Annotated in this window: 23 protein-coding genes; 19 read left to right on the plus strand and 4 right to left on the minus strand. The window is 63.6% G+C overall.

The window, feature by feature from the left end; translation table 11 throughout:
* Window positions 1-224: 224 nt before the first annotated feature.
* From KHO23_RS14885 to KHO23_RS14895, 3 genes are all read left to right on the plus strand, one after another.
* Window positions 225-1,916: a 3-(methylthio)propionyl-CoA ligase gene (locus KHO23_RS14885; RefSeq protein ID WP_211611996.1), complete on the plus strand. Its 1,692-nt coding sequence runs from the start codon at window positions 225-227 to the stop codon at window positions 1,914-1,916.
* Window positions 1,917-2,051: 135 nt separating this feature from the next.
* Window positions 2,052-4,136, plus strand: a complete 2,085-nt coding sequence (locus tag KHO23_RS14890) for a 3-hydroxyacyl-CoA dehydrogenase NAD-binding domain-containing protein (RefSeq protein WP_211611997.1) — start codon at window positions 2,052-2,054, stop codon at window positions 4,134-4,136.
* 255 nt (window positions 4,137-4,391) lie between these two features.
* Window positions 4,392-5,570 carry an acetyl-CoA C-acyltransferase gene (locus tag KHO23_RS14895; protein ID WP_211611998.1) on the plus strand — a complete coding sequence of 393 codons (1,179 nt, stop codon included), beginning with the start codon at window positions 4,392-4,394 and terminating at the stop codon, window positions 5,568-5,570.
* Between the two features lie 166 nt (window positions 5,571-5,736).
* Here the strand turns inward: KHO23_RS14895 and KHO23_RS14900 are convergent, their stop codons facing one another.
* On the minus strand, window positions 5,737-6,285 hold the full coding sequence (locus KHO23_RS14900) for an LEA type 2 family protein (protein ID WP_211611999.1): 549 nt from the start codon (window positions 6,283-6,285) through the stop codon (window positions 5,737-5,739).
* A gap of 70 nt (window positions 6,286-6,355) precedes the next feature.
* A complete protein-coding gene (locus tag KHO23_RS14905; protein ID WP_211612000.1) occupies window positions 6,356-6,733 on the minus strand; it encodes a cupin domain-containing protein in 378 nt (125 codons plus the stop codon).
* 178 nt (window positions 6,734-6,911) lie between these two features.
* On the opposite strand from KHO23_RS14905, the gene KHO23_RS14910 reads away from it, so the two are divergent.
* From KHO23_RS14910 to KHO23_RS14935, 6 genes are all read left to right on the plus strand, one after another.
* On the plus strand, window positions 6,912-8,516 hold the full coding sequence (locus tag KHO23_RS14910) for an aminotransferase-like domain-containing protein (protein ID WP_236066856.1): 1,605 nt from the start codon (window positions 6,912-6,914) through the stop codon (window positions 8,514-8,516).
* Window positions 8,517-8,596: 80 nt separating this feature from the next.
* Window positions 8,597-8,899 carry a Dabb family protein gene (locus KHO23_RS14915; protein WP_211612001.1) on the plus strand — a complete coding sequence of 101 codons (303 nt, stop codon included), beginning with the start codon at window positions 8,597-8,599 and terminating at the stop codon, window positions 8,897-8,899.
* An 8-nt stretch (window positions 8,900-8,907) separates the two neighbouring features.
* Window positions 8,908-9,402 (plus strand): PaaI family thioesterase, encoded by a 495-nt coding sequence (locus KHO23_RS14920; protein WP_211612002.1) that lies wholly within the window; start codon window positions 8,908-8,910, stop codon window positions 9,400-9,402.
* Between the two features lie 121 nt (window positions 9,403-9,523).
* Window positions 9,524-10,522: an NADP-dependent oxidoreductase gene (locus tag KHO23_RS14925; RefSeq protein ID WP_211612003.1), complete on the plus strand. Its 999-nt coding sequence runs from the start codon at window positions 9,524-9,526 to the stop codon at window positions 10,520-10,522.
* 115 nt (window positions 10,523-10,637) lie between these two features.
* Complete coding sequence (locus KHO23_RS14930; protein WP_211612004.1) at window positions 10,638-11,519, plus strand: SDR family oxidoreductase; 882 nt, start codon at window positions 10,638-10,640, stop codon at window positions 11,517-11,519.
* 85 nt (window positions 11,520-11,604) lie between these two features.
* On the plus strand, window positions 11,605-12,564 hold the full coding sequence (locus KHO23_RS14935; RefSeq protein ID WP_211612005.1) for an alpha/beta hydrolase: 960 nt from the start codon (window positions 11,605-11,607) through the stop codon (window positions 12,562-12,564).
* A 20-nt stretch (window positions 12,565-12,584) separates the two neighbouring features.
* Here KHO23_RS14935 and KHO23_RS14940 read toward each other — a convergent pair whose 3' ends face one another.
* Together KHO23_RS14940 and ygfZ are read right to left on the minus strand one after the other, a co-directional pair.
* A complete protein-coding gene (locus KHO23_RS14940; protein ID WP_211612006.1) occupies window positions 12,585-13,430 on the minus strand; it encodes an NRDE family protein in 846 nt (281 codons plus the stop codon).
* Between the two features lie 84 nt (window positions 13,431-13,514).
* Window positions 13,515-14,612: a CAF17-like 4Fe-4S cluster assembly/insertion protein YgfZ gene (ygfZ, locus tag KHO23_RS14945; RefSeq protein WP_211612007.1), complete on the minus strand. Its 1,098-nt coding sequence runs from the start codon at window positions 14,610-14,612 to the stop codon at window positions 13,515-13,517.
* Between the two features lie 78 nt (window positions 14,613-14,690).
* Between ygfZ and mltG the strand changes: the two genes are divergently transcribed.
* The 10 genes from mltG to KHO23_RS14995 all read left to right on the plus strand — a co-directional run bounded on the left by mltG (window position 14,691) and on the right by KHO23_RS14995 (window position 24,484).
* Window positions 14,691-15,701, plus strand: a complete 1,011-nt coding sequence (gene mltG, locus KHO23_RS14950) for an endolytic transglycosylase MltG (protein WP_211612198.1) — start codon at window positions 14,691-14,693, stop codon at window positions 15,699-15,701.
* A complete protein-coding gene (gene tmk, locus KHO23_RS14955; RefSeq protein ID WP_211612199.1) occupies window positions 15,701-16,321 on the plus strand; it encodes a dTMP kinase in 621 nt (206 codons plus the stop codon). The genes mltG and tmk overlap by 1 nt, the downstream gene beginning before the upstream one ends.
* A 93-nt stretch (window positions 16,322-16,414) precedes the next feature.
* Window positions 16,415-17,449 (plus strand): DNA polymerase III subunit delta', encoded by a 1,035-nt coding sequence (locus KHO23_RS14960; protein WP_211612008.1) that lies wholly within the window; start codon window positions 16,415-16,417, stop codon window positions 17,447-17,449.
* Between the two features lie 106 nt (window positions 17,450-17,555).
* The gene (locus tag KHO23_RS14965; protein WP_211612009.1) at window positions 17,556-18,074 is read left to right on the plus strand and encodes a GNAT family N-acetyltransferase; all 519 of its coding nucleotides are present in this window, start codon (window positions 17,556-17,558) and stop codon (window positions 18,072-18,074) included.
* A gap of 57 nt (window positions 18,075-18,131) precedes the next feature.
* Complete coding sequence (locus tag KHO23_RS14970) at window positions 18,132-18,923, plus strand: TatD family hydrolase (protein ID WP_211612010.1); 792 nt, start codon at window positions 18,132-18,134, stop codon at window positions 18,921-18,923.
* 52 nt (window positions 18,924-18,975) lie between these two features.
* Window positions 18,976-19,716 carry an ankyrin repeat domain-containing protein gene (locus KHO23_RS14975; protein ID WP_211612011.1) on the plus strand — a complete coding sequence of 247 codons (741 nt, stop codon included), beginning with the start codon at window positions 18,976-18,978 and terminating at the stop codon, window positions 19,714-19,716.
* A gap of 187 nt (window positions 19,717-19,903) precedes the next feature.
* Window positions 19,904-20,260, plus strand: coding sequence for a Rap1a/Tai family immunity protein (locus tag KHO23_RS14980; protein WP_211612012.1), 357 nt, complete (start codon window positions 19,904-19,906; stop codon window positions 20,258-20,260).
* A gap of 232 nt (window positions 20,261-20,492) precedes the next feature.
* Window positions 20,493-21,905: an alpha,alpha-trehalose-phosphate synthase (UDP-forming) gene (otsA, locus tag KHO23_RS14985; RefSeq protein ID WP_211612013.1), complete on the plus strand. Its 1,413-nt coding sequence runs from the start codon at window positions 20,493-20,495 to the stop codon at window positions 21,903-21,905.
* A 73-nt stretch (window positions 21,906-21,978) separates the two neighbouring features.
* The gene (locus tag KHO23_RS14990; protein ID WP_211612014.1) at window positions 21,979-23,145 is read left to right on the plus strand and encodes an AAA family ATPase; all 1,167 of its coding nucleotides are present in this window, start codon (window positions 21,979-21,981) and stop codon (window positions 23,143-23,145) included.
* Window positions 23,146-23,416: 271 nt separating this feature from the next.
* Window positions 23,417-24,484: a glycosyltransferase family 4 protein gene (locus tag KHO23_RS14995; RefSeq protein WP_211612015.1), complete on the plus strand. Its 1,068-nt coding sequence runs from the start codon at window positions 23,417-23,419 to the stop codon at window positions 24,482-24,484.
* The last annotated feature ends 68 nt before the right edge of the window (window positions 24,485-24,552 follow it).

Below are 24,552 nucleotides of genomic sequence, written 5' to 3' on the forward strand. Positions count from 1 at the left end.
TCTGGATTAACCGATATTGTAAGTCCGCGCCCGCGGAACTGCTGGCTGGCCGTCAGCCCGGCGCCACCTGCGTGCCGGGCGTCTCCTGCCGAAGCGCGCCTGCGCCGTTCCAGTGCACGCCGCGAGAAACCCACCGGCGCATGTCGCGCGACTCGAACGGAGCGCGCCGAGCGGTCCCGAATTGCAACCCCAATGAAGCAAACAAGGCGAGGAGACCTCTCTTTATGACGACGCCGCTGCTAGGCCAGATGATGGACGTGCCGCTCACCGTGTCCTCGTTGCTCGCGCATGCCGCGCGGCATTTCGGCGACACCGAGATCGTGTCGCGACGCATCGAAGGCGACGTGCATCGCTACACCTACCGCGACTGCGAAAAGCGCGCGAAGCAGTTGGCGCAGGCGCTGATCGCGCTCGGCGTCGAACCGGGCGAGCGGGTGGCCACGCTGGCCTGGAACGGCTACCGGCATCTGGAAGCGTATTACGGCACGGTGGGCTTCGGCGCCGTGTGCCACACCATCAATCCGCGCCTCTTTCCCGACCAGATCGCCTACATCGTCAATCACGCCGACGACGCCTACGTGCTGTTCGACACCACGTTCGCGCCGCTCGTCGATGTGCTTGCGCCACAGTGCCCCAAAGTCCGCGGCTGGGTCGCACTGGCCGACGAAGCCCATCTGCCGGCAATGCAAACGCCGGTGCAGAGCTACGAAACATTGGTCGACGCGCAGGATGGCCATTACGAATGGCCGGCCATCGACGAGCGTCAGGCGTCGTACCTCTGCTATACGTCGGGCACCACCGGCAACCCGAAAGGTGCACTGTATTCGCACCGCTCCACCGTGCTGCACGCGTTCGGCGCGTCACTGCCCGATGCGATGAGCCTGTCCGCGCGCGACTCCGTGCTGCCGGTCGTGCCGATGTTCCATGTGAACGCCTGGGGCATTCCGCATGCCGCGCCGCTGACCGGCGCGAAGCTGGTCTTTCCCGGCAAGGATCTCGACGGCAAATCGCTCTATGAATTGATGGAAAGCGAGCGCGTCACGTATTCGGCGGGTGTGCCGACCGTGTGGCTCGGCTTGCTCAACTATCTGCGCGAGGCCAAGGTGCGCTTTTCTTCGCTTAATCGCACGGTGATCGGTGGCTCGGCCTGTCCGCCGGCCATGCTGCGAGCCTTCGAGGACGAGTACGGCGTGCAGGTGATCCATGCATGGGGCATGACGGAAATGTCGCCGCTCGGTACCTTGTCGAAACTGACGTGGGAGCAGAGTCAGCGTCCGCTGGCAGAGCAGCGCAAATTGCTCGAAAAGCAGGGCCATGTGCTGTACGGCGTCGATATGAAAATCGTCGGCGAAGACGGACGCGATCTGCCTTGGGACGGCGTGGCGTTCGGCGATCTGCACGTGCGCGGCCCCTGGGTGATCGACCGCTATTTCCGCAAGGACGATTCGCCGCTGGTGGACGGCTGGTTCCCGACCGGCGACGTCGCCACCATCGACCGCGATAGCTTCCTGCATATCACGGATCGCTCGAAAGACGTGATCAAGTCGGGTGGCGAGTGGATCAGTTCGATCGACATCGAGAACGTTGCGATTGCGCATCCGGCGGTGGCCGAGGCGGCGTGCATCGCCTGCGCGCATCCGAAATGGACCGAGCGGCCGCTGCTGGTGGTCGTCAAGCGGGCGGGTTTCGACGTGACGCGCGAAGAACTGCTCGCGTTTTACGACGGCAAGGTCGCCAAATGGTGGATTCCCGACGACGTCGTCTTCGTCGACGAACTCCCGCACACGGCCACCGGCAAGTTGCAAAAACTCAAGCTGCGCGACATTTTCCGCGACCACGTCCTGCCGTCCGCGCTCGAAGACGAGAAGGATTGCCCCCTTACGCCGCTTGCCAGGGGAAACCCCGCCCAACGATAAATTGAACGAGCGTGCTTTTTTGTGTATTCTGCCTGCTGACCCCGGGAAATCGGCGCTAAAGTCGGACAATGAACCGACTCGATCAACCGGACGGGCGGCGCGTCATGCGCCGCCTCATCGCACGGAGGCAGGCAGATGGCAGTGGACTACACAACTCATGACGGCGTGGCCGTCATCACGCTGAACAATCCCCCGGTAAACGGTCTCGGCCTCTCGACTCGAGCCGGTATCGTTGAAGGAATCGAGCGCGCGCAGAACGATCCGGCTATCAAGGCGATCGTGCTGACAGGCGCCGGCAAAGCCTTCTCGGGCGGCGCCGATATCACCGAATTCAACACGCCGAAGGCAACCCAGGAGCCGACGCTCGCCACGGTCATCAAGGCCGTCGAGGGCAGCGCCAAGCCGGTTATCGCCGCGATTCATAGCGTTGCCATGGGCGGCGGTCTCGAACTGGCGCTCGGCGCGCATTACCGCATCGCCGCACCCGGCGCGCAGATCGCGCTGCCGGAAGTGAAGCTCGGCATCCTGCCGGGGGCAGGCGGCACCCAGCGTCTGCCGCGTGCAATCGGCCTTGAAGCCGCGCTCAACATGATTGTTTCCGGTGCGCCGGTGATGTCGGAGAAGCTGGCCGATTCGGGCCTGTTCGACGAAGTCGTGGAAGGCGATCTCGCCGAAGCGGCGCTCACGTTCGCCCGCAAGGTCGGCGCCAAAACCGACCCGCATCCGAAGGTGCGCGACCGCAAGATCGAGCATCCGAATGCCGCCGGTTTCATCCAGTTCGCACGCAATAGCGTCGCGGCTGTCGCTAAAAACTTCCCGGCGCCGCTGAAGTGCATCGACGCGGTGGAAGCGGGCGTACAGAACGGTTTCGACAAGGGCCTCGCGTTCGAACGCGAATGCTTCATCGCGCTCGTGCAGACGCCGGAAAGCCATGCGTTGCGTCATGCGTTCTTCGGTGAACGCGCCGCGAGCAAGATTCCTGACGTGCCTTCCGATACGCCGGTGCGCGACATCAAGCAGGTGGCCGTGATCGGTGCCGGCACGATGGGCGGCGGCATCGCGATGAACTTCATCAACGCGGGCATTCCGGTCACGCTGTTGGAAACGAAGCAGGAAGCGCTCGATCGCGGTGTCGCCACGATCCGCAAGAACTACGAAGCGACCGTCAAGAAAGGCAAGCTCAAGCCTGAAGCGCTGGAACAGCGCATGGCTTTGATCACGCCGACGCTCTCCTACGATGACCTGAAAAACGCCGACATGATCGTCGAAGCCGTGTTCGAAGAACTCGGCGTCAAGGAGCAGGTGTTCAAGCGCCTCGACGAAGTGGCGAAGCCGGGCGCGATCCTGGCCTCGAACACGTCGACGCTGGATGTGGACAAGATCGCTGCTTTCACTAAGCGTCCGCAAGACGTGGTCGGCATGCACTTCTTCAGCCCGGCCAACGTGATGAAGCTGCTCGAAGTGGTGCGCGGCAAGGACACGGCGAAAGACGTGCTCGCCACCGTCATGAAGCTCGCGAAGAAGATCAAAAAGACCGCCGTGGTCTCGGGCGTGTGCGACGGCTTCATCGGCAACCGGATGATCGAGCAGTACATCCGCCAGGCGCTGTTCATGCTCGAAGAAGGCGCATTGCCCGCTCAAGTGGACAAGGCCATCGAGAAGTTCGGTTTCGCGATGGGCCCGTTCCGCATGAGCGATCTGGCCGGTAACGACATCGGCTGGGCGATCCGCAAGCGCCGCTATCAGGAACAACCTGACATGCACTACTCGAAGATCGCCGACCGTCTGTGCGAGACGGGGCGCTTTGGCCAGAAGACCGGTGGCGGCTGGTACGACTACAAGGCGGGCGACCGCACCGCGTATCCGTCGAACGTGGTCGACGAGATGATTGCGGCGTTCTCGAAGGAAACCAACGCCGAGCGCCGCAAGATCAGCGACGAGGAAATCGTCGAGCGCCTCGTGTTCGCGCTCGTCAACGAAGGCGCGAAGATTCTCGAGGAAGGCATTGCGTCGAAGGCGTCGGACATCGACATGGTCTATCTGACCGGCTACGGCTTCCCGCTCTATCGCGGCGGTCCGATGCTGTACGCGGATACGGTCGGCCTTTACAACGTTGAGCGCGCGATTCGCCGCTATGCGTCGCGGCCGAATGGCGACGCGTGGCAATTGGCACCGAGCATCGCGGAGCTTGCGGCGAAGGGCCGTGGGTTCAACGGTTGAATCGCCGCTGCCTGGGTGAAATAAGCGAAATGAATGAAGTGGGGCGCTTGAGCGATTCGCCGGCGTGCCCACCATCAACATCTGGATTGACCAGCCAACTGGCTTGGGACCCGAGTAAGCGCTAATGCGCCAACTCGGGTCGACCGCTTTGCATAGGACCCGAGTAAGCGCTAAAGCGCCAACTCGGGTCGACCGCTTTGCATAGGACCCGAGTAAGCGCTAAAGCGCCAACTCGGGTCGACATAGGAGACTTGCATGACTGACGCCGTAATCGTATCGACCGCCCGTACGGCCCTCGCCAAATCATGGCGCGGCGGTTTCAACATGACGCACGGCGCCACGCTCGGCGGCCATGCGACGCAGGCCGCTGTCGAGCGCGCGAAGCTGGACCCGGCGCGCATTGAAGATGTGATCATGGGCTGCGCGAATCCGGAAGGCGCGACGGGCGCCAACATCGCGCGGCAGATCGCACTGCGCGCGGGTTTGCCGGTCAGCGTGCCGGGCATGACGGTGAACCGTTTCTGCTCGTCGGGTTTGCAAACGATCGCACTGGCCGCGCAACGCGTGATCGCCGGTGAGGGCGATGTGTTTGTCGCGGGTGGCGTGGAATCGATCTCGTGTGTGCAGAACGAGATGAACCGCCACATGGTGGCCGAAGGCTGGCTCAGCAAGAACAAGCCGGAAATCTACTGGTCGATGCTGCAGACCGCCGAGAACGTCGCGAAGCGCTATTCGATCTCGAAGGAACGTCAGGACGAATACGGCGTGCGCTCGCAACAACGTGCCGCGGCCGCGCTCGAAGCCGGCAAGTTCAAGGACGAGATCGTGCCGCTGACGGTGCTGGCCGGCGTCGCCGACAAAGCGACCGGCCGTCTCTTCACGAAAGAAGTGACTGTCAGCGCCGACGAAGGCATTCGTGCCGATACGACGCTCGAAGGCGTGTCGAAGATCCGTACAGCGATGCCGGGCGGCGTGATCACCGCGGGCAACGCGAGCCAGTTCTCGGACGGCGCGTCGGCTTGCGTCGTGATGAACGCGAAAGTCGCGGAGCGCGAAGGTCTGCAACCGCTGGGCATTTTCCGCGGCTTTGCGGTGGCCGGTTGCGAGCCGGATGAAATGGGCATCGGCCCGGTCTTCGCTGTGCCGAAGCTGCTCAAGCAGGCAGGCCTGAAGGTCGAGGATATCGACCTGTGGGAGCTGAACGAAGCGTTCGCGGTGCAGGTGCTGTATTGCGCCGACAAGCTCGGCATTCCGCACGACCGCCTGAACGTGAACGGCGGCGCGATCGCGGTGGGTCATCCGTATGGCGTGTCGGGCGCGCGTTTGACCGGTCATGCGCTGATCGAAGGCAAGCGGCGCGGTGCGAAGCTGGTTGTCGTGACGATGTGTATCGGCGGCGGCCAGGGCGCGGCGGGTCTGTTCGAAGTAGTGTGATCAGGCGCGGGCGCTGGCCTGATTAAAAGCGGGTGTCGTGTGGTTCGGTGCGATGAGACGTGCAGGCATTGAATCCATGGCACCCGTTTTTTGTTCGCGTGGGTCGGGCTGGCCCGGGTGGCCGGCATGAATCACCGGCATCTGCCGGCTGCACGGACCCGCCGCATCAGGGCGAAGCCATGCCGAGCGCCGGCAGGCTTAGCGTACCTTGATTGACGAAGCGTGTCGTGCCTGTCAGGCCGCCGGCGAGCTTGCCGCGCAGGATGTACGGAATCTGTCCCGACTGCACGGCGCCCGCTTGCACGGCGCCCGCTTGCACGGCGCCCGCTTGCACGGCGCCAGCAAACGCGAATGCCTGGCGAACCGCGGCGAAGGCGGGCACCGTCAGCGGGACATTGACGACTGTCTCGCCAAAACGCGGCACGGTGCCGCTCTGATCGCTGACACCGCTGGCGAACGGTTTGCCGTTCAGTTCGAGATCGAGCGACACGCCGTCGAAGTTGACCGCTGATTCATTGGGATTCTGTACGCGCAGTTTGACGTTGAAGCGCATCTCCAGGCCCTGGCCGTCGACCGGCTCGATGCCGGCCACGTTGACGCGCAAAGGGTCGCCGCCGAACAGTCCGGCGCAGCCGTTGAGCGTTAGCGTGACGACCGCGAGGATTGCGGCTAAACGGGCAGGACGGCGGGACAGCAACGCGCGAAGGAAGGACATGACCGGCACCTCGAAGGAAGCGGCTTGGGTCATGCATTGTAGCGGGCCGTTCCGCGCCGGTAGGGACGTTTTAAGTGGCGCGCCGCATCCGCGTCTTGACGAGGCCGGTCAGGCTACGCACGGCCTGGCTGACGAAACCGTGCCGCTCGTTTTCGACCCGGCTTGGCTGGACAGCGAACACGGCGGATTGCGCATGCGCTGCGCTGATCGATACAACGCCGCGCTGTGGCATGACATAGCAATCGCCTTCGGGCAGCGTGACTGACGTGACCGGGACGCTGTCGCCGAGCCACGCCAGAGAATGATCGCGGAAGTCGAGTTGGAGATTGCCTTCCACAGCCACGATCGAAGTTCGTGCGCGCAGATCGTGCACGGCCATCTGGCCGGCCGCAACGCGCGAGGTAGCGGTGTCGCGAGGCAAACCGGCGCGAGGTTGAGTGATGGGCATGACCGATTCCTTTAAACCGTTTCCATGCTGCACAGCTTATTGAGTTCGTCCACATGAAAACAGGCGCAGCCATGGGCAATGTGAACCGGTACAACATGGCGTTTGCGCATGCTGTATCGGTTGGAATCGAGCCGATGTGTATCTGTCGCCACGCACGAACTATCCGCACCATCGGATCATGAACGCTTCGATCCTTATGCCAGATGAACCGCTTGTGGACCGCGCGGAAGTGCCGCCGGTGGACGGGACCCCGGTCAGCCTGTCGGCGCAAGCGCCGGCCGTGGACCTGCGCGCGGACCGTCTATCGCCGGATGGCCATCCCTCTGACGGTCGCCCAACGGACGGCCGCCCCCTTTACCGCCAACTAGCCGAGCAATACCGTCGTGCAATCGATAACGGCGTGCTGCGCCCCGGCGATCGCATGCCGTCGATGCGCGCGTTCATGCAGCGGCACGGCGTAAGCCTCGCGACGGCTACCGAGAGTTATCGCACCCTGGAGCGCGATGCGCTGATCGACGCCCGGCCGCGCGCGGGTTACTTCGTGCGCGCCCGCCAGACGGCTACGTTGCCGGCCGCAACCGAACCCGACCTCGCGGCCGCGCCCGGTGCCGCGCAGTTCGTTGGCATCCATTCCGCGATTTCGGCAATCGTGTCGAAATTTCAGCGCTATCCCGACGCGCTGAATCTCGGCGGCGCGACCGCGTCGCCCGATCTTTACCCCACTGACGCTTTGCAGAAAGCCGCGCTGCGCGCGTTGCGCCGACGGCCGACCTTGCTGACCGCGGCCGGACCCGATCAGGGCGATCCTGAACTGCGCGCGATCATTGCGCGCCGCGCGCTCGACGTCGGCATCCAGATCGGTGCGGACGACGTGATCATGACCCACGGCGGCATCGAGGCCGTGAACCTGGCCTTGCGCGCCGTCACGCAGCCGGGCGACACGGTCGCGGTGGAATCGCCGTGCTTCTTCGGCTTGCTGCAGGCGCTCGAAAGCCTCGGCCTGCGGGCGCTCGAAATCCCGGCCAGTCCGACCACCGGCCTCGCCATCGAAGCGCTGGCATTCGCGCTGCAAACGCATCCCGACATCAAGGCCGTGGTGGTGGTGCCGAATCTGCAGAACCCGCTCGGCAGTGTCATGCCGGACGCACACAAGGCGCGGCTTGTCGAACTGTGCGCGCGAGCCGGCATTCCGTTGATCGAAGACGATCCCTACCGCGAACTCGCCGACACCGCTCAGCCGCCCAGATCGCTGAAGGCCTGGGACGCAGACGGCACGGTGATCCATTGCACGTCGTTCAACAAGACGCTCGCACCCGGCATGCGGGTCGGCTGGATCAACGGCGGGCGGTGGCATCCGCGTATCGGCATGCTGAAGTTCGCACAGTCGCGCCATAACGAGCAGTTGTCGCAAGTCGTGCTCGCCGAATTTCTGGAAACGAATGCGTATGAACGGCATCTGCGGCGTTTGCGCGACCGTCTGCGGATTCAGCGCGAACGAATGGCTGCGGCAATTGCCGCATCCTTTCCCGACGGGACGCGTTTCACGCCACCGGGCGGCGGCATGTTCTTCTGGATCGAGCTGCCGCGCGACGTGTCGTCGTCTCGTTTTTTCGATGCAGCTCTGGATGAAGGCATCCGCGTGATGCCGGGAACGGTGTTCTCGAACGCTGGGCGCTTCGATCACTTTATTCGCCTGAGTTGTCCGAGCACGGATCTCGATCAGGCCGATGAGGCGGTGCGCAGGTTAGGGCGCCTCGCGGCACGGATGGTGGCGCATGCGTGAACGCCATAGCGGTTATCATTTCCCGTTGCGTGCGTGCGCCGTTGAGCGTACCAACGAATCGAACCGAACAAGGTGATCCCGTGATCCGTCATATTGTGATGTGGAAGCTCAAAGAACACGCAGAAGGTGCCTCGTGTGCTGAAAACGCCCTGAAACTGAAGGAAAAGCTCGAAGGCTGCCGCGACATCGTTCCCGGCATGCTCAAGTTCGAAGTCGGCATCGCGGCATCGGGCCTCGAATCGACCTGCCACGTCGTGCTGGTGTCGGACTTCGCCGACAAGACCGCTCTCGACGCCTACCAGGTCCATCCGGCGCACACGGCGCTGAAGGGCTTCGTCGGCGCGGTGCGCGAATCGCGTGAATGTGTCGACTACGAAATCTGAAATCAGCCATGACCGATTCCCCCTCATCCAGATCATCTAAAACGGGCGGCGCTTCATTGCCCGAAAGTCCCTTCGTCGACCGGCTCGGCGTGCAACTCGTGTCGGTTGGCGACGGCGTCAGCGAAATCGTGCTGCCGCTGCAGCCCGATCACATGAACACGTGGGATGTCGCGCATGGCGGCGTAACCATGACGCTCGCCGACGTCGCGCTCGCGATGGCCGCGCGCAGCCTCGCCGGCGACGGCGTCGGCGTGGTCACCGTCGAGATGAAGGTCAACTTCATGCAGCCCGGCCGCGGCGAATTGCGCGCCACCGGCCGCGTGCTGCACCGTTCGACCACCATGGCCTATTGCGAAGGCGAGATCCGCGATAGCGAAGGGCACTTCGTCGCCAAGGCGCTCGGCACCTTCAAATACATGCGGCGCCTCGCCGTGGGCCGCGACGTGACGCGACAGCGTCTGCGCAGCGATCCTTCGGCAAAACCCGGTCCAAGCGACAGCTAATCGCAAGATGGCCAGCGCGCGTGCTGAGCGCCGCGCGTGCCGGATCTCGTTGTTGCAGACAGCGTTACCGTTCATTCGAATTATTCGCCGATTACATCGGTAACCCATGGAGACGATCGTCATGCCCCAGATCAACCGTCAACTCGTGCTGGCTTCGCGTCCGCAAGGCGCTGTTACGCCGGACAACTTCAAGCTCGTCGAAACGCCGCTTGCACCGCTTGCCGATGGCGAATTCCGCGTGCGCAATCACTTTCTGTCGCTCGATCCGTACATGCGCGGCCGCATGAACGACAGCAAGTCGTATGCAGCGCCGCAGCCGCTGAATGAAGTGATGATCGGCGGCACGGTGGGCGAAGTGGTGGAGTCGAAGAATCCGAAATTCGCGGTGGGCGACAAGGTCGTCGCGATGTTCGGCTGGCAGGAGTACGGCGTCTCGAACGGTGCGGGCGTGCAGAAAGTCGACGATACGCACGTGCCGCTGTCAGCCTGGCTTGGGCCGGTCGGCATGCCCGGCGTGACGGCTTGGTACGGCCTGAACCGGATCATCGCGCCGAAAGCGGGCGAGACGGTGGTGGTCAGCGCGGCGAGTGGAGCCGTGGGCGGTGTGGTCGGGCAACTGGCGAAGCTGGCCGGCGCGCGTGCGGTCGGCATTGCGGGCGGCGCGGAAAAGTGCCGCTACGTGGTCGAAACGCTCGGCTTCGATGCTTGCGTCGACTACAAGGCCGGCAATCTGTATCAGGCGCTCAAAGCTGTCACGCCGGACGGTGTCGACGGCTACTTTGAGAATGTCGGCGGCGAAGTGCTTGACGTGACGCTCGCGCGCATGAACGCGTTCGGCCGCATCGCGTTGTGCGGATTTATCGCGGGCTACGATGGCCAGCCGCTGCCGCTCAAGCAGCCGTCGCTGATGCTCACGCAGCGGCTGCTGGTGCAAGGCTTTATCGTCAGCGAACACATGGACGTGTGGCCGGAAGCGCTCAAACAACTCGGCACGCTGGTCGCGCAGAAGAAGCTGCAGTATCGCGAGACCATCGCAGAAGGGCTCGATGCCGCGCCCGAGGCGTTTATGGGTCTCCTGAAGGGCAAGAACTTCGGCAAGCAGCTCGTCAAGCTGATCTGAGCGCGGCGGCTGTCGAACGGGCCCGCTTGACCCGTGCCGACGGCCGCCTGCCGATAGATCCGAGTGGATAGACCTGAGCCGATAAAACCAGGCCGGCAAACCCAGGAGAGAAACGATGTTTGAATTTGCAGGCAAGGTGGCGGTGATCACCGGGGCGGCGAGCGGTTTCGGCCGGGCGTTCGCGGAGAAGGGCGCGTCGCTGGGCATGAAGCTTGTGCTTGCCGACGTGAATCCTGAGGCGCTTTCTCAAGCCGTCGACGCATTGCGCGCCGGCGGCGCCGAGGCAATCGGCGTGCCGACGGACGTGTCCGATGCCGCGCAGGTCGAAGCGCTTGCGCAAGCGGCGCTCGACGCCTTCGGCAAAGTGCATCTCCTGTTCAACAACGCGGGCGTGGGCTCGGGCGGCTTCCTCTGGGAGAGCTCGGCGAACGACTGGGCGTGGGTGTTCAACGTCAACGTGATGGGCGTCGCGCACGGCGTGCGCGCCTTCACGCCAATCATGCTGCGGCAGAACGAACCCGCGCACATCGTCAACACGGCGTCGGTGGCGGGCTTGCTGTCGCCGCCCGCGATGGGCATCTACAACGCCTCGAAGCACGCCGTCGTGTCGCTCACGGAGACGCTCTATCACGACCTGCAACTCGCGCAGGCGGCGGGGGGCGGCGAGGTCGGCTGTTCGCTGTTGTGCCCGGCCTTCGTGCCGACCGGCATCGCCGACGCCGAACGCGCGCGGCCCGCGGAGCTGCGCAACGATAGCGGACCGACCCGCTCGCAGATCGCCGCCGGCAAGCAACTGCAACGCGCGGTGCAATCGGGCAAGCTGACGGCGGCCGACGTCGCCGATATCACATTCGAAGCGATCGCCGCGCGGCGGTTTTACATCATCACGCATCCGGGCATCATGGCGACGGTGAAGCTGCGCCACGAGGATATCGAGCATTTGCGCAATCCGACCGATCCGATGTCGCTGAAGCCCGAAGTGAAGAACGCGAGCTAGGGGCGCCCGGTATCCATCTTTTGACCGATTTTTGACCGATTTTTGACCTACTGACCTTCGGCGCCCACTCGCCATCCAAAGCCCAATGCCGTTGAATCCGAAGATCGAGCAGATACTCGACATGATCGCGCGCGCGAAGCGCCCGCAACTTCATGAGTTGACCCCGCAGCAGGCGCGCGCGTCCTACGAAAAAAGCGCGCCGATTCTGGAGATCGCGAGCGCGCAAATGTTCGCGGTCGAGGACCTGCATGTGCCGATGCGCGACGGCGCGACGATTCGCGCGCGTCTTTATCAGCCTGTCGAGCCGAGTTGGGCCGAGCCTGCGCCGGTGCTGGTGTACTACCACGGCGGCGGTTTCACGGTCGGCAGTGTCGATACGCACGATGCGTTGTGCCGGATGTTCGCGCGCGACGGCCAGTGCACGGTGTTGTCGGTCGATTACCGGCTCGCGCCTGAGCACCCATTCCCCACCGCCGTTGAAGACGCGTTCGATGCGTTGACCTGGCTGCACGCGCACGCCGCTGAATACGGCGTCGATCCCGAGCGGCTGGCCGTCGGCGGCGATAGCGCGGGCGGTACGCTGGCAACGGTGTGCGCGGTTCAGGCACGCGAGGCGGGCATCAAACTCGTGCTGCAATTGTTGATCTATCCGGGTGCCACGGCCTATCAGCAAACCGACTCGCACTCGCGCCTTGCCGACGGCTTCCTGCTGTCCGGCGACACGATCCAATGGTTCTTCGAGCAGTACGTGCGCGATAAGCGCGACCGCGACGACTGGCGTTTCGCGCCGCTCGACGGTACGCGTGGCGCGCCCAATTTCAGCGGACTCGCGCCGGCCTGGATCGCGACCGCCGAATACGATCCCTTAAGCGACGAGGGCGATGCGTATGCGGAAAAACTGCGTGCAGCGGGCAATCAGGTCACCCTGAATCGCTACGCAGGCATGATTCACGAGTTCTTCAAGATGGGTGGCTTCGTGCCCGACGTGGCGAAGGCACATGCGGATGCCGCCGCGGCATTGCGGGCGGCTTTCGGCGTCGACTAATCGCCGCTGTCCGCAGCGCGTCAGGCAATCTCGCGCTCAATGTTGAATGCAAAGCTTCGCTCGAAGTCGCCGGGCCGCACGATCCGGTGCGAGCCGTTATCGTCGCTGCGCTCGGCGGCCGCCACGCTGATGACCTCGCCATGCGCGATCACGCGCACCGCGGTCGTGCCGCGCGTGCCGTACTCCGGCGTTTCAATAAATGCCGCCGATAACGCCCGCTCACGTTCGAGTGGAATGCCGGTGGACGGCAATTCATCGTCGCGCGCGAGGCGCGGATCGCGCATCAGATCGATCAGGCGTTCGAGCGGCGGCATTGCGTCGCGCGCGAGCAGGGCGGCCAGTTCCGTGCGCTTCTTAAGCAGCTTCGGCCAGGCGGTATCGAGTACCGCGTTCGAGATTCCGTGCGTGCCGGGTTCAAGCAGCGTGGGCGCGACGTTCGACCGGTTGCAGTACCAGCCGAGTTCGCGGCGCGTCCAGTCACCGACGAGCAGATTGAAGCCGTTGTAGATGTCGCCGGTTCGCGCGACGTGTTGCAGATAGTCGAGCGGCGTTTCGTGCCGGTCGTGGTCCGGGCCGCTTGCGGCGCCACTGAGCCAGTCGCTGACAAGCGTGCCGCGGGTCGGCGCATCGGCGCGCATTTCATGCGGCGCACGATAATTGGTCAGCGCGGCGAAGCGGCCGTCGCGCGACATGCCGAGCCACGTGCCGCCGCCCAGCAGATCGCGGCCGGCCAGCACGGTCGGCGCGTCATGCCACCAACTGATCGGCTCGGCGGTGCGGCGGAAAAATTCGTCGCGATTCGCGGCGAGCGTGAAGAGCGGTCCGTCGACCGCATCGGGTCGCCAGTCAAAGACGATCAGGCACATCGGGTACGGTCTCCCCGTAGAGCGATAGAGGAACAGATGCCGGAAAAAAAGCGGCGCTTGATCGCGCCGCTCGGCTTCGGGCGCTTAAACCTCAGTCGGCAACCCATACGGCAACGCCAGGAACGTCAGCGCCGGACCGTCGGCCGCGCCCAGATGGACGGTGCCGCCTTCGAGCGCCGCCAGCTTGATCTCGACCAGCACATCGACGCCACCCGCCGGCGCCGACGCCGCATTCACCACCATGCCGCACGGCTGGCCCGGATCGTCCGAGTGGAACAGTTCCGCACCGGCCTTGACCGTTTCCAGTTCGTCCGCCACGTTCGCAAGCGAGGTGCGCCGTTTGATCGTGCCGCGATACTGGCTGCGCGCCACCACTTCCTGGCCCGGATAGCAGCCCTTGCGGAAATTGACTGCGCCGAGCACGTCGAAATTGACCATTTGCGGCACGAATTGCTCGACTACCGGTTGCGTGATGCGCGGTTCGCCCGCACGAATGTCGAGCCAGTCCCATACCGCCGGCGACACGCGCTTGAGCTTCTCGTCGAGCAAGGGCAGGCGCGCTTCGATCGCGGCCTTCGGGCCGATCCACAGATAGCGCAGCCGCTCGAGCGCGTCCGGAACACGAATCAGCGAACCCGCCGTGCCGTCCACCTGCACATGCACGCCATCGGGCAGCGCATCGAACACACCGGAAAGCGCCTTGCGCACGTCGCCCGCGAGGCCCACCACCGCCAGTTCGCCACTCGCATCCACGAGCTTGGCCTTGGCGCGCAGGACGAACATGGACAGCCGCTTCTGCACGGCGGCCTGCAGGTCTTTCGACACCAGCAGGCGGATCGTCTCGCCCGTGCGCCACGTCAGCATCGACGCCAGCAACCGGCCCTTGGCCGAGCAGTAGCCCGCGAGGCGCGCATTGGCGGCGTCGAGATGCTGCGTGTCGTTGGTCAACTGGCCGTGCAGGAAGCTCGCCGCGTCGTCGCCGGTCGCGTCGATCACGCCGAACTGCGTGAGCGGCATGTAGGCGCCGTGCCGGATCACGGCGTCGAATTCGTCAGCGGCAGGACGCGGCAGCGTAGGAAGTCCGACGGGCGCGGAGGCCTGCGCTGTGGCAGGGGCGCCGACGGGTGCGATTGCGGGAGTCACTGAAGGCGTGCCTGAAGCGGTAGCGAGCGGTGTGTTCATGGATTCCGAGAACAGTCAATTCTGACTTTAGCTAAGGCAAACAAGTATTATATGAGGTCCAACCCAGCCACGTTTTACATGTCCCTTCTGAAGAAATGTTTCGTCGCCGGCTCAATCGTCGTTGTGCTGGCCGCAGCCGCCATCGCAGGCGGATACCATTGGGCCACCAGCCCACTCGATTTGACCCCCGCGCAACTCGATGTCACCGTCAAACCGCACAGCAGCCTGCGCAGTGTCACGCAGCAGCTCAATCGCGGTGGCGTGCCGGTCGAGCCTGAACTGTTCGTTATCATGGCGCGGCTGCTCGGGCTGCAAAGCGATCTGAAATCCGGCAACTACGAGTTCAAGACGGGCATCACGCCGTACGAGGTGCTGCAGAAAATCGCGCGTGGCGACGTCAACGAATACGTGGCGACCATCATCGAAGGGTGGACCTTCAAGCGTATGCGTGCCGAGCTGGACGCCAATCCGGCGCTCAAGCACGACACGGTCACCATGAGCGACACCGATCTGATGAACGCGATCGGCGCGCCGGAAGCGTCGATCGGCAACGGTGAGGGCCTGTTTTTCCCGGACACCTATCTGTTCGACAAGAACACCAGCGATCTGGACGTCTACCGCCGCGCGTACCGGCTGATGCGCGTGCGCCTCGACGAAGCATGGACCGCCCGAGCGCCGAACCTGCCGTACAAGACCCCGTACGACGCGCTCACGATGGCGTCGATCATCGAGAAGGAAACCGGCAAGCCATCCGACCGGCCGATGGTGGCGGCCGTGTTCGCGAACCGTCTGCGTGTCGGCATGCCGCTGCAAACCGACCCGACCGTGATCTACGGCATGGGCGACAGTTACACCGGCCACATCAGGAAGAAAGACCTGCAGACCGACACTCCCTACAATACCTACACCCGGATGGGCCTTCCGCCAACCCCCATCTCACTGCCCGGAGTCGCATCGCTGCAGGCGGCGATGAACCCGGCGCAATCCACCGCGCTTTACTTCGTATCGCGCGGCGACGGCAGCAGTATCTTTTCTGACACCCTCGGCGATCACAACAAGGCCGTGGACAAATACATTCGAGGGCAATGATGGCGAGGGGCAAATTCATCACGTTTGAAGGCATCGACGGTGCCGGCAAGACCACCCATCTGGGCTGGTTTCGCGAACGCCTCGAAGAGAAAGTCGCGAGCACCGGCCGCTCGGTCGTGATGACGCGTGAGCCGGGCGGCACGCCGCTTGGCGAACAGATTCGCGAGATCGTGCTGCATCAGAAAATGGACCTCGAAACCGAGGCGTTGCTGATGTTCGCGCTACGCCGCCAGCATCTGGCCGAAGTGATCGAGCCGGCGCTGGCGCGCGGCGACTGGGTGCTGTCCGACCGTTTCACCGACGCGACCTTCGCGTATCAGGGCGGCGGCCGCGGTCTGCCGCGCGACAAGCTGGAAACGCTCGAACGATGGGTGCAGGGCGGTTTTCAGCCGGACCTGACCGTGCTGTTCGACCTGGCCCCGGAAATCGCCAACGAACGGCGCAGCGCCGCGCGCAATCCGGATCGGTTCGAAAGCGAGTCGGAGGCATTTTTCAACCGCACCCGTGCCGAATATCTGCGCCGCGCGGAAGAAGCGCCGTACCGGTTCGCTATCATTGACTCTTCGCAGAGCATTGCACGTATTCAGAAGCAACTTGAAGAATTGATTGCAGTTCTTTGATTTCAAAGCAATATAATCCTGAATTATAACAGCGACGAAGTTCGCTTGATGCCTCATCAAATATCGTCAACTGATTGATTTAAAAGAGAAACGATGATTTATCCGTGGCAAGCCGATGACTGGAATCGCCTGCAGCAGTTGCGTGGGCACTGGCCGCACGCCTTGCTGCTCCATGGCCAGGCGGGGATCGGCAAGCTGCGCTTCGCGCAGCACCTGGCGCAAGGGCTTCTGTGCGAGGCCCAGCAGGCCAACGGCGAGCCTTGCGGCACGTGCGTGGCGTGCAACTGGTTCACGCAGGGCAATCACCCGGACTATCGGATCGTCGTGCCTGAAGCGCTGGCCGCCGAAGCCGGTCTCGGTAACGCCGCAGAGGAAAAAGCCGAGAAGGCCGACGGCGACGAAGGCAAGAAAACGCGCGCGCCCAGCAAGGAAATCAAGATTGAGCAGATTCGTGGCTTGCTCGATTTCGTCGGCGTCGGTTCGCACCGTGGCGGTGCGCGCGTGGTCGTCCTGTATCCCGCCGAGGGGCTGAACATTGCCGCGGCCAACGCGCTCCTGAAAACGCTCGAAGAGCCGCCCGCGGGCGTGGTGTTTTTGATGGTGTCGGCGCGCGTCGATCGCCTGCTGCCCACCATTATCAGCCGTTGCCGCCAGTGGCCGATGACGGTCCCCGCGCCAGATGTGGCGACGAAGTGGCTCGCCGCGCAAGGCGTCGCTGAAGCGCCAGCGCTGCTCGCCGAAGCCGGCGGTGCGCCGCTCACGGCCCTCGCACTGGCGAGCGACGAGAACCGCACGCTGCGTGACTGGACTCTCAAGCAACTGGCCGCCGGCGCCGACTGCGACGCTTTTGCCTGCGGCGAGGCATTGCAGAAGCTGCCGGTGCCGCTCGTGCTCGGCTGGCTGCAGCGCTGGATGTACGATTTGCTGGCGCAGCGCGCAGCCGGCACGCCACGCTATTTTCCGCAGGCATCGGCGGCATTGACGCGCTGTGCAGCGCAAGCCGACGCCAGCGCGTTCGCACGCTTCATGCGCACCGTGACGCGCCAGCGCGCCGTAGAGAACCATCCGCTGAACGCGCGGTTGGTGTTCGAAGAACTGTTTATCGGCTACCGCGAGCTGTTCGCGTAAGTCTGTTGCTGCCGGACGGTCTGCCCGAGGCAGGTGCGCGTTACCGTGCCGCGCCCACCCGTGTGTCCGTCCGCCGATTCGTCCTCCATTTCACGTTCAAATCGCCATGAGCCTTTCTTACCGCGATGCCACGCTCGACGATCTGCCCGCGATCGTCGCCATTTACAACTCGACCGTGCCGTCGCGGCAAGTCACCGCCGATCTCGAGCCAGTGAGCGTCGAAAGCCGTCTGGCGTGGTTTCACGCGCACGGCCCGCACAAGCGCCCGCTGTGGGTGGTGGAAGATCCGCAGCAGTCCGGGCGGGTGATTGCGTGGTTGAGCTTCTCTGATTTCTACGGCCGTCCGGCCTATTTGCGCACTGCCGAAGTCAGCATCTATCTGGACGAAAGCGCGCGCGGCAAGGGGCTCGGCAAGCGACTGCTTGCAGCCTCGCTCGCGACGGCGCCGGCGCTCGGCATCGACACGGTGCTGGGATTTATCTTTGGCCACAATGACGCGAGCCTGCGCCTGTTCCGGGGGTTCGGTTTCGACACGTGGGGGTCGCTCCCGCGCGTCGCGGTACTGGATGGCGTGGAGCGCGATCTGGTGATTCTCGGCAAGCGGCTCGACGTGGCTTCCGCTTGATTGACGGGCTGAGTACGGCCAGATTCTCACCAAGCTATTTATCAGCAGGACATCATCATGTTTGTCGATTCGCACTGCCATATCAACTTCGAGGGACTCGCCGACCGCCTGCCACAGGTGCTCGAAAACATGCGCAGCCATTCGGTCACGCATGCGCTGTGCGTATCGGTCGACCTGGAGACGCTGCCCTCTGTACTGGAGATCGCCAGCCGGCACGAGAACGTGTTCGCGTCGGTCGGGGTGCATCCGGATCATGAGGATATGCGCGAGCCGAGTCTCGCCGAACTCGTCGAGCTGGCCGGGCATCCGAAGGTGGTCGCGATCGGCGAGACAGGCCTCGACTACTACCGCCTTGAAGGCCGCACGATCGCGGATATGGAATGGCAGCGCGAGCGCTTCCGCACCCATATCCGCGCCGCGCACGCCACCATGAAACCACTGATCATTCACACGCGTTCGTCGGCGGAAGACACGCTGCGCATTATGGCCGAGGAGCGCGCGAGCGAGCCGGGCGGCGTGATGCATTGCTTTACCGAACCGTGGGCGGTGGCCGAGCAGGCGCTGGCGCAGAACTTTTACATTTCGTTGTCAGGCATCGTCACGTTCAAGAGCGCGACCGACGTGCAGGATGTCGCGCGCCGCGTGCCGCTCGAGCGTTTGCTGATCGAAACGGACTCGCCGTACCTTGCGCCCGTGCCATATCGCGGCAAGCCTAATGAACCTGCGTACGTAAGTTATGTCGGACGCTTCATCGCGCAACAGCGCGACATGCCGGATACGGCGCTGGCCGCCGCGACGACACAAAACTTCTTCCGGCTTTTCAAGATTCCCGCGCCCGCTGGCGCGTGATTGATAAAGTTGATAAATATCAAAAGGATAGGAACGTCTCCTAAAGTAAAACATGAAAAAATATTCGGCTTTGACCGCAGCGTTTCAAGAAGCTTCCGTGGTGCAGACTGCTCTCGGTTCGGTACGCCGCAGCGCGTCGCACCTCGCGTTGGCCGCTACGCTCGCCTGCGCCGCGCTGACCTCGCTGGTCGCTTCGCCGGTTCAGGCTGCGCCGATCGACTCGCTCATCAAATCGGTTAAATTCGACGACGTCGACGGTGTCAACAAGCTGCTCGCCAAGGGCATGGACCCGAACAGCGTCGACAATCAGGGCTTCCCGCTGCTGGTGATTGCCGCGCGCGAAAAGTCGGACAAGGTGGGCGCCGCGCTGCTCGCCAATCCGAAGACCGACATCGAGATCCAGGACAAGGCCGGCGAGAACGCAATGATGATGGCTGCGTTGAACGGCGACCTCGATTTCGTGAAGCAGCTGATCGCGAAGGACGCCGAAGTCAACAAGAAGGGCTGGGCGCCGCTGCACTACGCCGCCGCGAACGGCCATGACGACATCGTCAAAGTCCTGCTCGACCATTCGGCCTACGTCGACGCGGGCTCGCCGAACGGCACCACGCCGCTGATGATGGCCGCGCGCGGCGGTCATGTGTCGACGGTGAAGCTTCTGCTCGACAATGGCGCAGACCTCACGGTGAAGAACCAGATCGGCCTGACCGCCCTCGATTTCGCGAAGACCTACAAGGAGCCGGACGTAGTCGAAGGACTCACCGCGCGCCTGCAGCAGATGCAACAGAAGTGAACTGCACGGAAAACCGGTGCGCCGGAGTACTGGCGCTCCGGGCCACGCAAATTTGCCTGAAGATAGCGGCCATTGGCATGCCTGCCGCTTTGCAAAACAGTGCAGAATGACGGCTTGGCGCACGACGAGGCGCGCCGGTTCGATGCGGCGCAAGACCGCCTGATAAACGACCCTGGAAAGGAACACCATGCTGCGGGCTTTGATTTTCGCCAGCGCGCTTGCCGTACCGCTATCGGCAGCCGCGTTTACGGGGGGCGACCTCAACAAGCTGTGCACGAAGACCGATGTGGCATCGCGTAGTGCGTGCGCCGCGTATATCGAAGGCGCCGCCGACGGCATCTTCAACACGATCGACGCGATCGGCGGCACCACGGGGCCGCGCGTCGGCCAGTACTACTGCCTGCCGGCAGACGCGCGCTCGGCGCAACTCACCGACGCAGTACGCAAGTACATCGCCGAGAATCCGATCGTCGCGGGCTATAACGCCAGCACGGCGATCTCGCTGGGGCTCGGCAAGGCATTTCCTTGCAAGAGCGGCAACTGATCGCGTAGTTGAATTGAATGTGTTGTGAATCGCGGCTGACGTCTGCGCCGCGAGCCTGTTTTTATTCCGGCTCACGGTCGGCCGTCCGCACCTCGAAGCTGTCGGCACGCATGCCTTTCTCCAGTCCGAACGGACGAACGCCTAAGATGTCTACAGGGGTGCCGCGCCGGAATCACGCGATGTGTTCCACCGCACATCGGCCGCGCCGCGCGAACCAGGGAGGACAACTCACATGGGCCGACTGATCGTCGTGTCGAATCGCGTTGCAACGCCAACGGAAACCAAAGGATCGGCGGGCGGCCTCGCGGTCGGCGTGTTCGGCGCGCTGAAGGATGCGGGGGGCGTGTGGTTCGGCTGGAGCGGCGACGTGGTGAGCGAGACCGTCGCCAACGCCGGTCCGACGCTGGAGCAGGACGGCGCAGTGACCTTCGCGACCGTTGGCCTCACGCGCAAGGATTACGACCAGTACTACCGCGGCTTTTCGAACGCGACGCTGTGGCCGGTGTTCCACTACCGCAACGACCTCGCGCGTTACGAGCGCGACGAGTACGCGGGCTACCGGCGCGTCAATGCATGGCTCGCGCATAAGCTGATCAAGCTGCTCGAACCCGACGACGTGATCTGGATCCACGACTACCACCTGATCCCGTTCGCCGAGGCGCTGCGTTCCGAGGGCGTCACCAACCGCATCGGTTTTTTCCTGCATATTCCGTTTCCCGCGCCGCAGATTCTGCTCAACATTCCACCGCACGAAGAGCTGGTGAAGTCGCTGTCGTGCTACGACCTGCTGGGCTTCCAGACCGCCACCGACGAACTCGCTTTCCACGACTACGTGACGCGCCACGCACGCGGCACCGTGAGCGAGGGCAATCAGGTCGAAGCCTTCGGCCGCAAGCTGCGTACGGGCGTCTATCGTATCGGCGTATTCCCCGACGAAATCGCGGAACAGGCCAAGCGCTACGAAAGCCGCCAGCACGTGCTCGATCTGAAGCAAAGTCTGGAGGGCCGCAAGCTGATCATGAGCGTCGACCGGCTCGACTATTCGAAGGGGCTCGTCGAACGGTTTCGCGCCTTCGAGCAGTTGCTGGAACGCTCGCCCGAATGGCGCGGCAACGTCACGCTGGTGCAGATCGCGCCGCCGACCCGCTCGGACGTCGCCACCTATCAGAAGATCCGCCAGGATCTCGAATACGAAGCGGGACGCATCAACGGCCGTTATTCGAGCCTCGATTACACGCCGATCCGCTATCTGAATCAGCAATACGACCGCTGGAAGCTGATGTCGCTGTTTCGCGAATCACAGATCGGCTTTGTCACGCCGTTGCATGACGGTATGAACCTGGTCGCGAAGGAGTATGTCGCCGCGCAAAATCCCGACGACCCAGGCGTGCTAGTGTTGTCGATTTTCGCCGGTGCGGCGGCGGAGTTGACCGGCGCGCTGCTGGTCAATCCACACGATGCGATTGGCATGTGCGAAGCCTTGCAACGCGCGCTGCAAATGCCGCTCGACGCGCGCCAGCGGCGTCACGAGATCAATATGGCGGCGCTGCGCAAGAACGATCTTGGCGTGTGGCGCGATACCTTTCTCAACGATTTGCGCAATGTGCCCGTGCAGAAGCCGGGCAAGGGTGGCGGGCATAAGTAATGATGTGTTTGGATGAAGGTGTTTTACTACCAGGAAGCGCCCGGAAGCGCGCGCTGAGTCGAAAGGTGGCCGCATGCTGAGGACTTTGGCCATCGCCGGGTATCGGTCGCTACGCGAGTTGATCGTCCCGCTCGGGCATTTGAATGTCGTCACGGGCGCGAATGGCAGCGGGAAATCGAGCGTCTATCGCTCGCTGCGTCTGCTGGCTGAAACCGCGCGCGGCGGCGTGATTACGTCGCTCGCGCGTGAGGGCGGTTTGCAATCCACGTTGTGGGCCGGACCCGAACGTTTCTCGCGCGCGGTGCTGGCCGGCGAGATGCCCGTTGAGGGCACGCGCCGCAAAGAACCGGTGAGCCTGCGGCTTGGATTTTCCGGCGATCAATTCGGTTATGCGATTGATCTCGGGTTGCCGCCGCTCGATCGGGCCACCCGGTTTCCCCTCGATCCCACGATCAAACGCGAGTGCATCTGGAGCGGCCCGGTGCTGCGTCCGTCGGCCTTGCTGGTCGACCGGCACGGCGCCGCGCTGCGCACGCGTGACGAACAGGGTGATTGGCAAACCATCCCGCAACCCGTCGCCAGTTTCGACAGCATGATGACGGAGTTCTCCGACCCGCGGACCGCTCCCGAGATGATCACAGTGCGTGAGCAGATTCGCTCGTGGCGCTTTTACGACCACTTCCGCACGGATGCCGAAGCGCCCGCGCGTCAGTCGCAGATCGGCACGCACACGCCGGTGCTCTCGAACGACGGCGCCGATCTTGCCGCGGCCTTGCAAACCATCCGCGAAATTGGCGATCCGGTTGCGCTTGACGCCGCCATCGACGACGCCTTTCCCGGCTCGCGCCTCGATATCGCCACGCAGGACGGCCGTTTCGACGTGTCGATGCAGCAACACGGCTTGCTGCGGCCGTTGAAGGGCGCGGAACTGTCGGACGGTACCTTGCGCTACCTGTTGCTGGTGGCTGCACTGCTGACGCCGCGTCCGCCCGCGCTGCTCGTGCTGAACGAACCCGAGACGAGCTTGCATCCCGATTTGCTGCCGGCTCTGGCGCGCCTGATCGCGCGGGCTTCAGCGCATTCCCAGGTGCTGGTGGTGTCGCACGCGGCGCGGCTGATCGCGGCGCTCGAGCGGGAGGACGGCAGCCAGTCGATCGTGCTCGAGAAGCACTTCGGCGCGACGCGCATCGCCGACGCGGACGATCGCGACCTGCCGGGCTGGAAATGGCCGGCGCGATAACAGCCGCGATAACAGCCGTGACAACAGCTGCGATAACGGCGGTGAGGCGGATAATGGACGTGCCACTGTATGTAAGCTGGATGTAACAGCACGCAGGAATTGCAAGGCCAAGGGCATTTTGTTGCGCCCTGATGAATAATGCTTTGATGTGGATGGTGCAGGCGGACGCCCGGCGTTTGCCGCTTTGATGGAGAAGGACCGGCGCTACCATTCCCAGCGCCGCTGACGTGCACCGCCATTGGCGCAAGCCGTCAGTTCACGGAGACAAAAAATGAAGATTGCGCAGATCGCCCCCTTGACCGAATCCGTGCCGCCGAAGCTATACGGCGGCACGGAGCGCGTCGTGTCCTATATCACCGAGGCGCTCGTCGACCTCGGCCATGACGTGACGCTGTTCGCGAGCGGCGATTCCGTCACGAGCGCCAAGCTCGAAGCGGTCTGGCCAAGCGCACTGCGTCTGGACCCGGGGATCCGCGATCGCATCGCACCCCATATGCTGTTGATGGAACTGGTGCGCCGCCAGGCCGAAAACTTCGACGTGCTGCATTTTCACCTCGACTACTACTCGTTTTCGGTCTTCAAGCGTCAGGAGACACCCTTCGTCACCACGATGCACGGCCGCCTCGATTTGCCCGAGCAGCAACCGGTATTCGACACCTTCAATACCGCGCCGGTGATCTCGATTTCGAATTCGCAGCGCCATCCGTTGCCGCAGGCCAAATGGCTCACCACCGTCTATCACGGCCTGCCGGAGCAGCTCTACACGCCGCAGCCGGTCGAGCAGAGGTACCTCGCGTTTCTCGGCCGTATCTCGCCGGAAAAGCGGGTCGATACCGCGATCCGGATTGCCGGGCGCTGCGGATTGCCGATTCGCATTGCCGCGAAAGTGGACTCGGCCGACCGCGAATACTTCGAGCGCGAAATCCGGCCCTTGCTGGACTTGCCGCATGTCGAGTTCATCGGCGAGATCGCGGATCATCAGAAAGCCGAGTTTCTATCCGGCGCGCATGCGCTGCTGTTCCCGATCGACTGGCCGGAGCCGTTCGGCCTCGTGATGATCGAAGCGATGGCGTGCGGTACGCCGGTGATCGCATTTAACCGCGGCTCGGTGCCGGAAGTGCTGGATGACGGTGTGACAGGCTTTATCGTCGAAGACGAGATCGGCGCGGTGGCGGCGGTCAATCGCCTGCATAAGGTGCCGCGCTCGGGTGTGCGGCAACGCTTCGAAGATCGCTTCACGTCGCACCGGATGGCGCGGCAGTATGTGGAGGCGTATCAGTCGGTGATTCGCGCGCAGAAGCGTTCGCGCTTCAAAGTGATCGATACGTCGGGGAGTTGAGCGCCGTAGCGTGGCCTGACGCGGCAGAATGAAGAACGGCGACGCGCAATGTGCGTCGCCGTTTCTTA

The sequence above is a fragment of the Paraburkholderia haematera genome (assembly GCF_905220975.1).
GTDB lineage: Bacteria > Pseudomonadota > Gammaproteobacteria > Burkholderiales > Burkholderiaceae > Paraburkholderia > Paraburkholderia haematera.

What these genes read in the sequence shown, in the direction of transcription:
- KHO23_RS14885 (WP_211611996.1), top strand. Translation starts at nt 225, where the DNA reads ATGACGACGCCGCTGCTAGGCCAGATGATGGACGTGCCGCTCACCGTG.
- KHO23_RS14890 (WP_211611997.1), top strand. Translation starts at nt 2,052, where the DNA reads ATGGCAGTGGACTACACAACTCATGACGGCGTGGCCGTCATCACGCTG.
- KHO23_RS14895 (WP_211611998.1), top strand. Translation starts at nt 4,392, where the DNA reads ATGACTGACGCCGTAATCGTATCGACCGCCCGTACGGCCCTCGCCAAA.
- KHO23_RS14900 (WP_211611999.1), bottom strand. Translation starts at nt 6,285, where the DNA reads ATGTCCTTCCTTCGCGCGTTGCTGTCCCGCCGTCCTGCCCGTTTAGCC.
- KHO23_RS14905 (WP_211612000.1), bottom strand. Translation starts at nt 6,733, where the DNA reads ATGCCCATCACTCAACCTCGCGCCGGTTTGCCTCGCGACACCGCTACC.
- KHO23_RS14910 (WP_236066856.1), top strand. Translation starts at nt 6,912, where the DNA reads ATGAACGCTTCGATCCTTATGCCAGATGAACCGCTTGTGGACCGCGCG.
- KHO23_RS14920 (WP_211612002.1), top strand. Translation starts at nt 8,908, where the DNA reads ATGACCGATTCCCCCTCATCCAGATCATCTAAAACGGGCGGCGCTTCA.
- KHO23_RS14925 (WP_211612003.1), top strand. Translation starts at nt 9,524, where the DNA reads ATGCCCCAGATCAACCGTCAACTCGTGCTGGCTTCGCGTCCGCAAGGC.
- KHO23_RS14930 (WP_211612004.1), top strand. Translation starts at nt 10,638, where the DNA reads ATGTTTGAATTTGCAGGCAAGGTGGCGGTGATCACCGGGGCGGCGAGC.
- KHO23_RS14935 (WP_211612005.1), top strand. Translation starts at nt 11,605, where the DNA reads ATGCCGTTGAATCCGAAGATCGAGCAGATACTCGACATGATCGCGCGC.
- KHO23_RS14940 (WP_211612006.1), bottom strand. Translation starts at nt 13,430, where the DNA reads ATGTGCCTGATCGTCTTTGACTGGCGACCCGATGCGGTCGACGGACCG.
- ygfZ (WP_211612007.1), bottom strand. Translation starts at nt 14,612, where the DNA reads ATGAACACACCGCTCGCTACCGCTTCAGGCACGCCTTCAGTGACTCCC.
- mltG (WP_211612198.1), top strand. Translation starts at nt 14,691, where the DNA reads ATGTCCCTTCTGAAGAAATGTTTCGTCGCCGGCTCAATCGTCGTTGTG.
- tmk (WP_211612199.1), top strand. Translation starts at nt 15,701, where the DNA reads ATGGCGAGGGGCAAATTCATCACGTTTGAAGGCATCGACGGTGCCGGC.
- KHO23_RS14960 (WP_211612008.1), top strand. Translation starts at nt 16,415, where the DNA reads ATGATTTATCCGTGGCAAGCCGATGACTGGAATCGCCTGCAGCAGTTG.
- KHO23_RS14965 (WP_211612009.1), top strand. Translation starts at nt 17,556, where the DNA reads ATGAGCCTTTCTTACCGCGATGCCACGCTCGACGATCTGCCCGCGATC.
- KHO23_RS14970 (WP_211612010.1), top strand. Translation starts at nt 18,132, where the DNA reads ATGTTTGTCGATTCGCACTGCCATATCAACTTCGAGGGACTCGCCGAC.
- KHO23_RS14975 (WP_211612011.1), top strand. Translation starts at nt 18,976, where the DNA reads ATGAAAAAATATTCGGCTTTGACCGCAGCGTTTCAAGAAGCTTCCGTG.
- KHO23_RS14980 (WP_211612012.1), top strand. Translation starts at nt 19,904, where the DNA reads ATGCTGCGGGCTTTGATTTTCGCCAGCGCGCTTGCCGTACCGCTATCG.
- otsA (WP_211612013.1), top strand. Translation starts at nt 20,493, where the DNA reads ATGGGCCGACTGATCGTCGTGTCGAATCGCGTTGCAACGCCAACGGAA.
- KHO23_RS14990 (WP_211612014.1), top strand. Translation starts at nt 21,979, where the DNA reads ATGCTGAGGACTTTGGCCATCGCCGGGTATCGGTCGCTACGCGAGTTG.
- KHO23_RS14995 (WP_211612015.1), top strand. Translation starts at nt 23,417, where the DNA reads ATGAAGATTGCGCAGATCGCCCCCTTGACCGAATCCGTGCCGCCGAAG.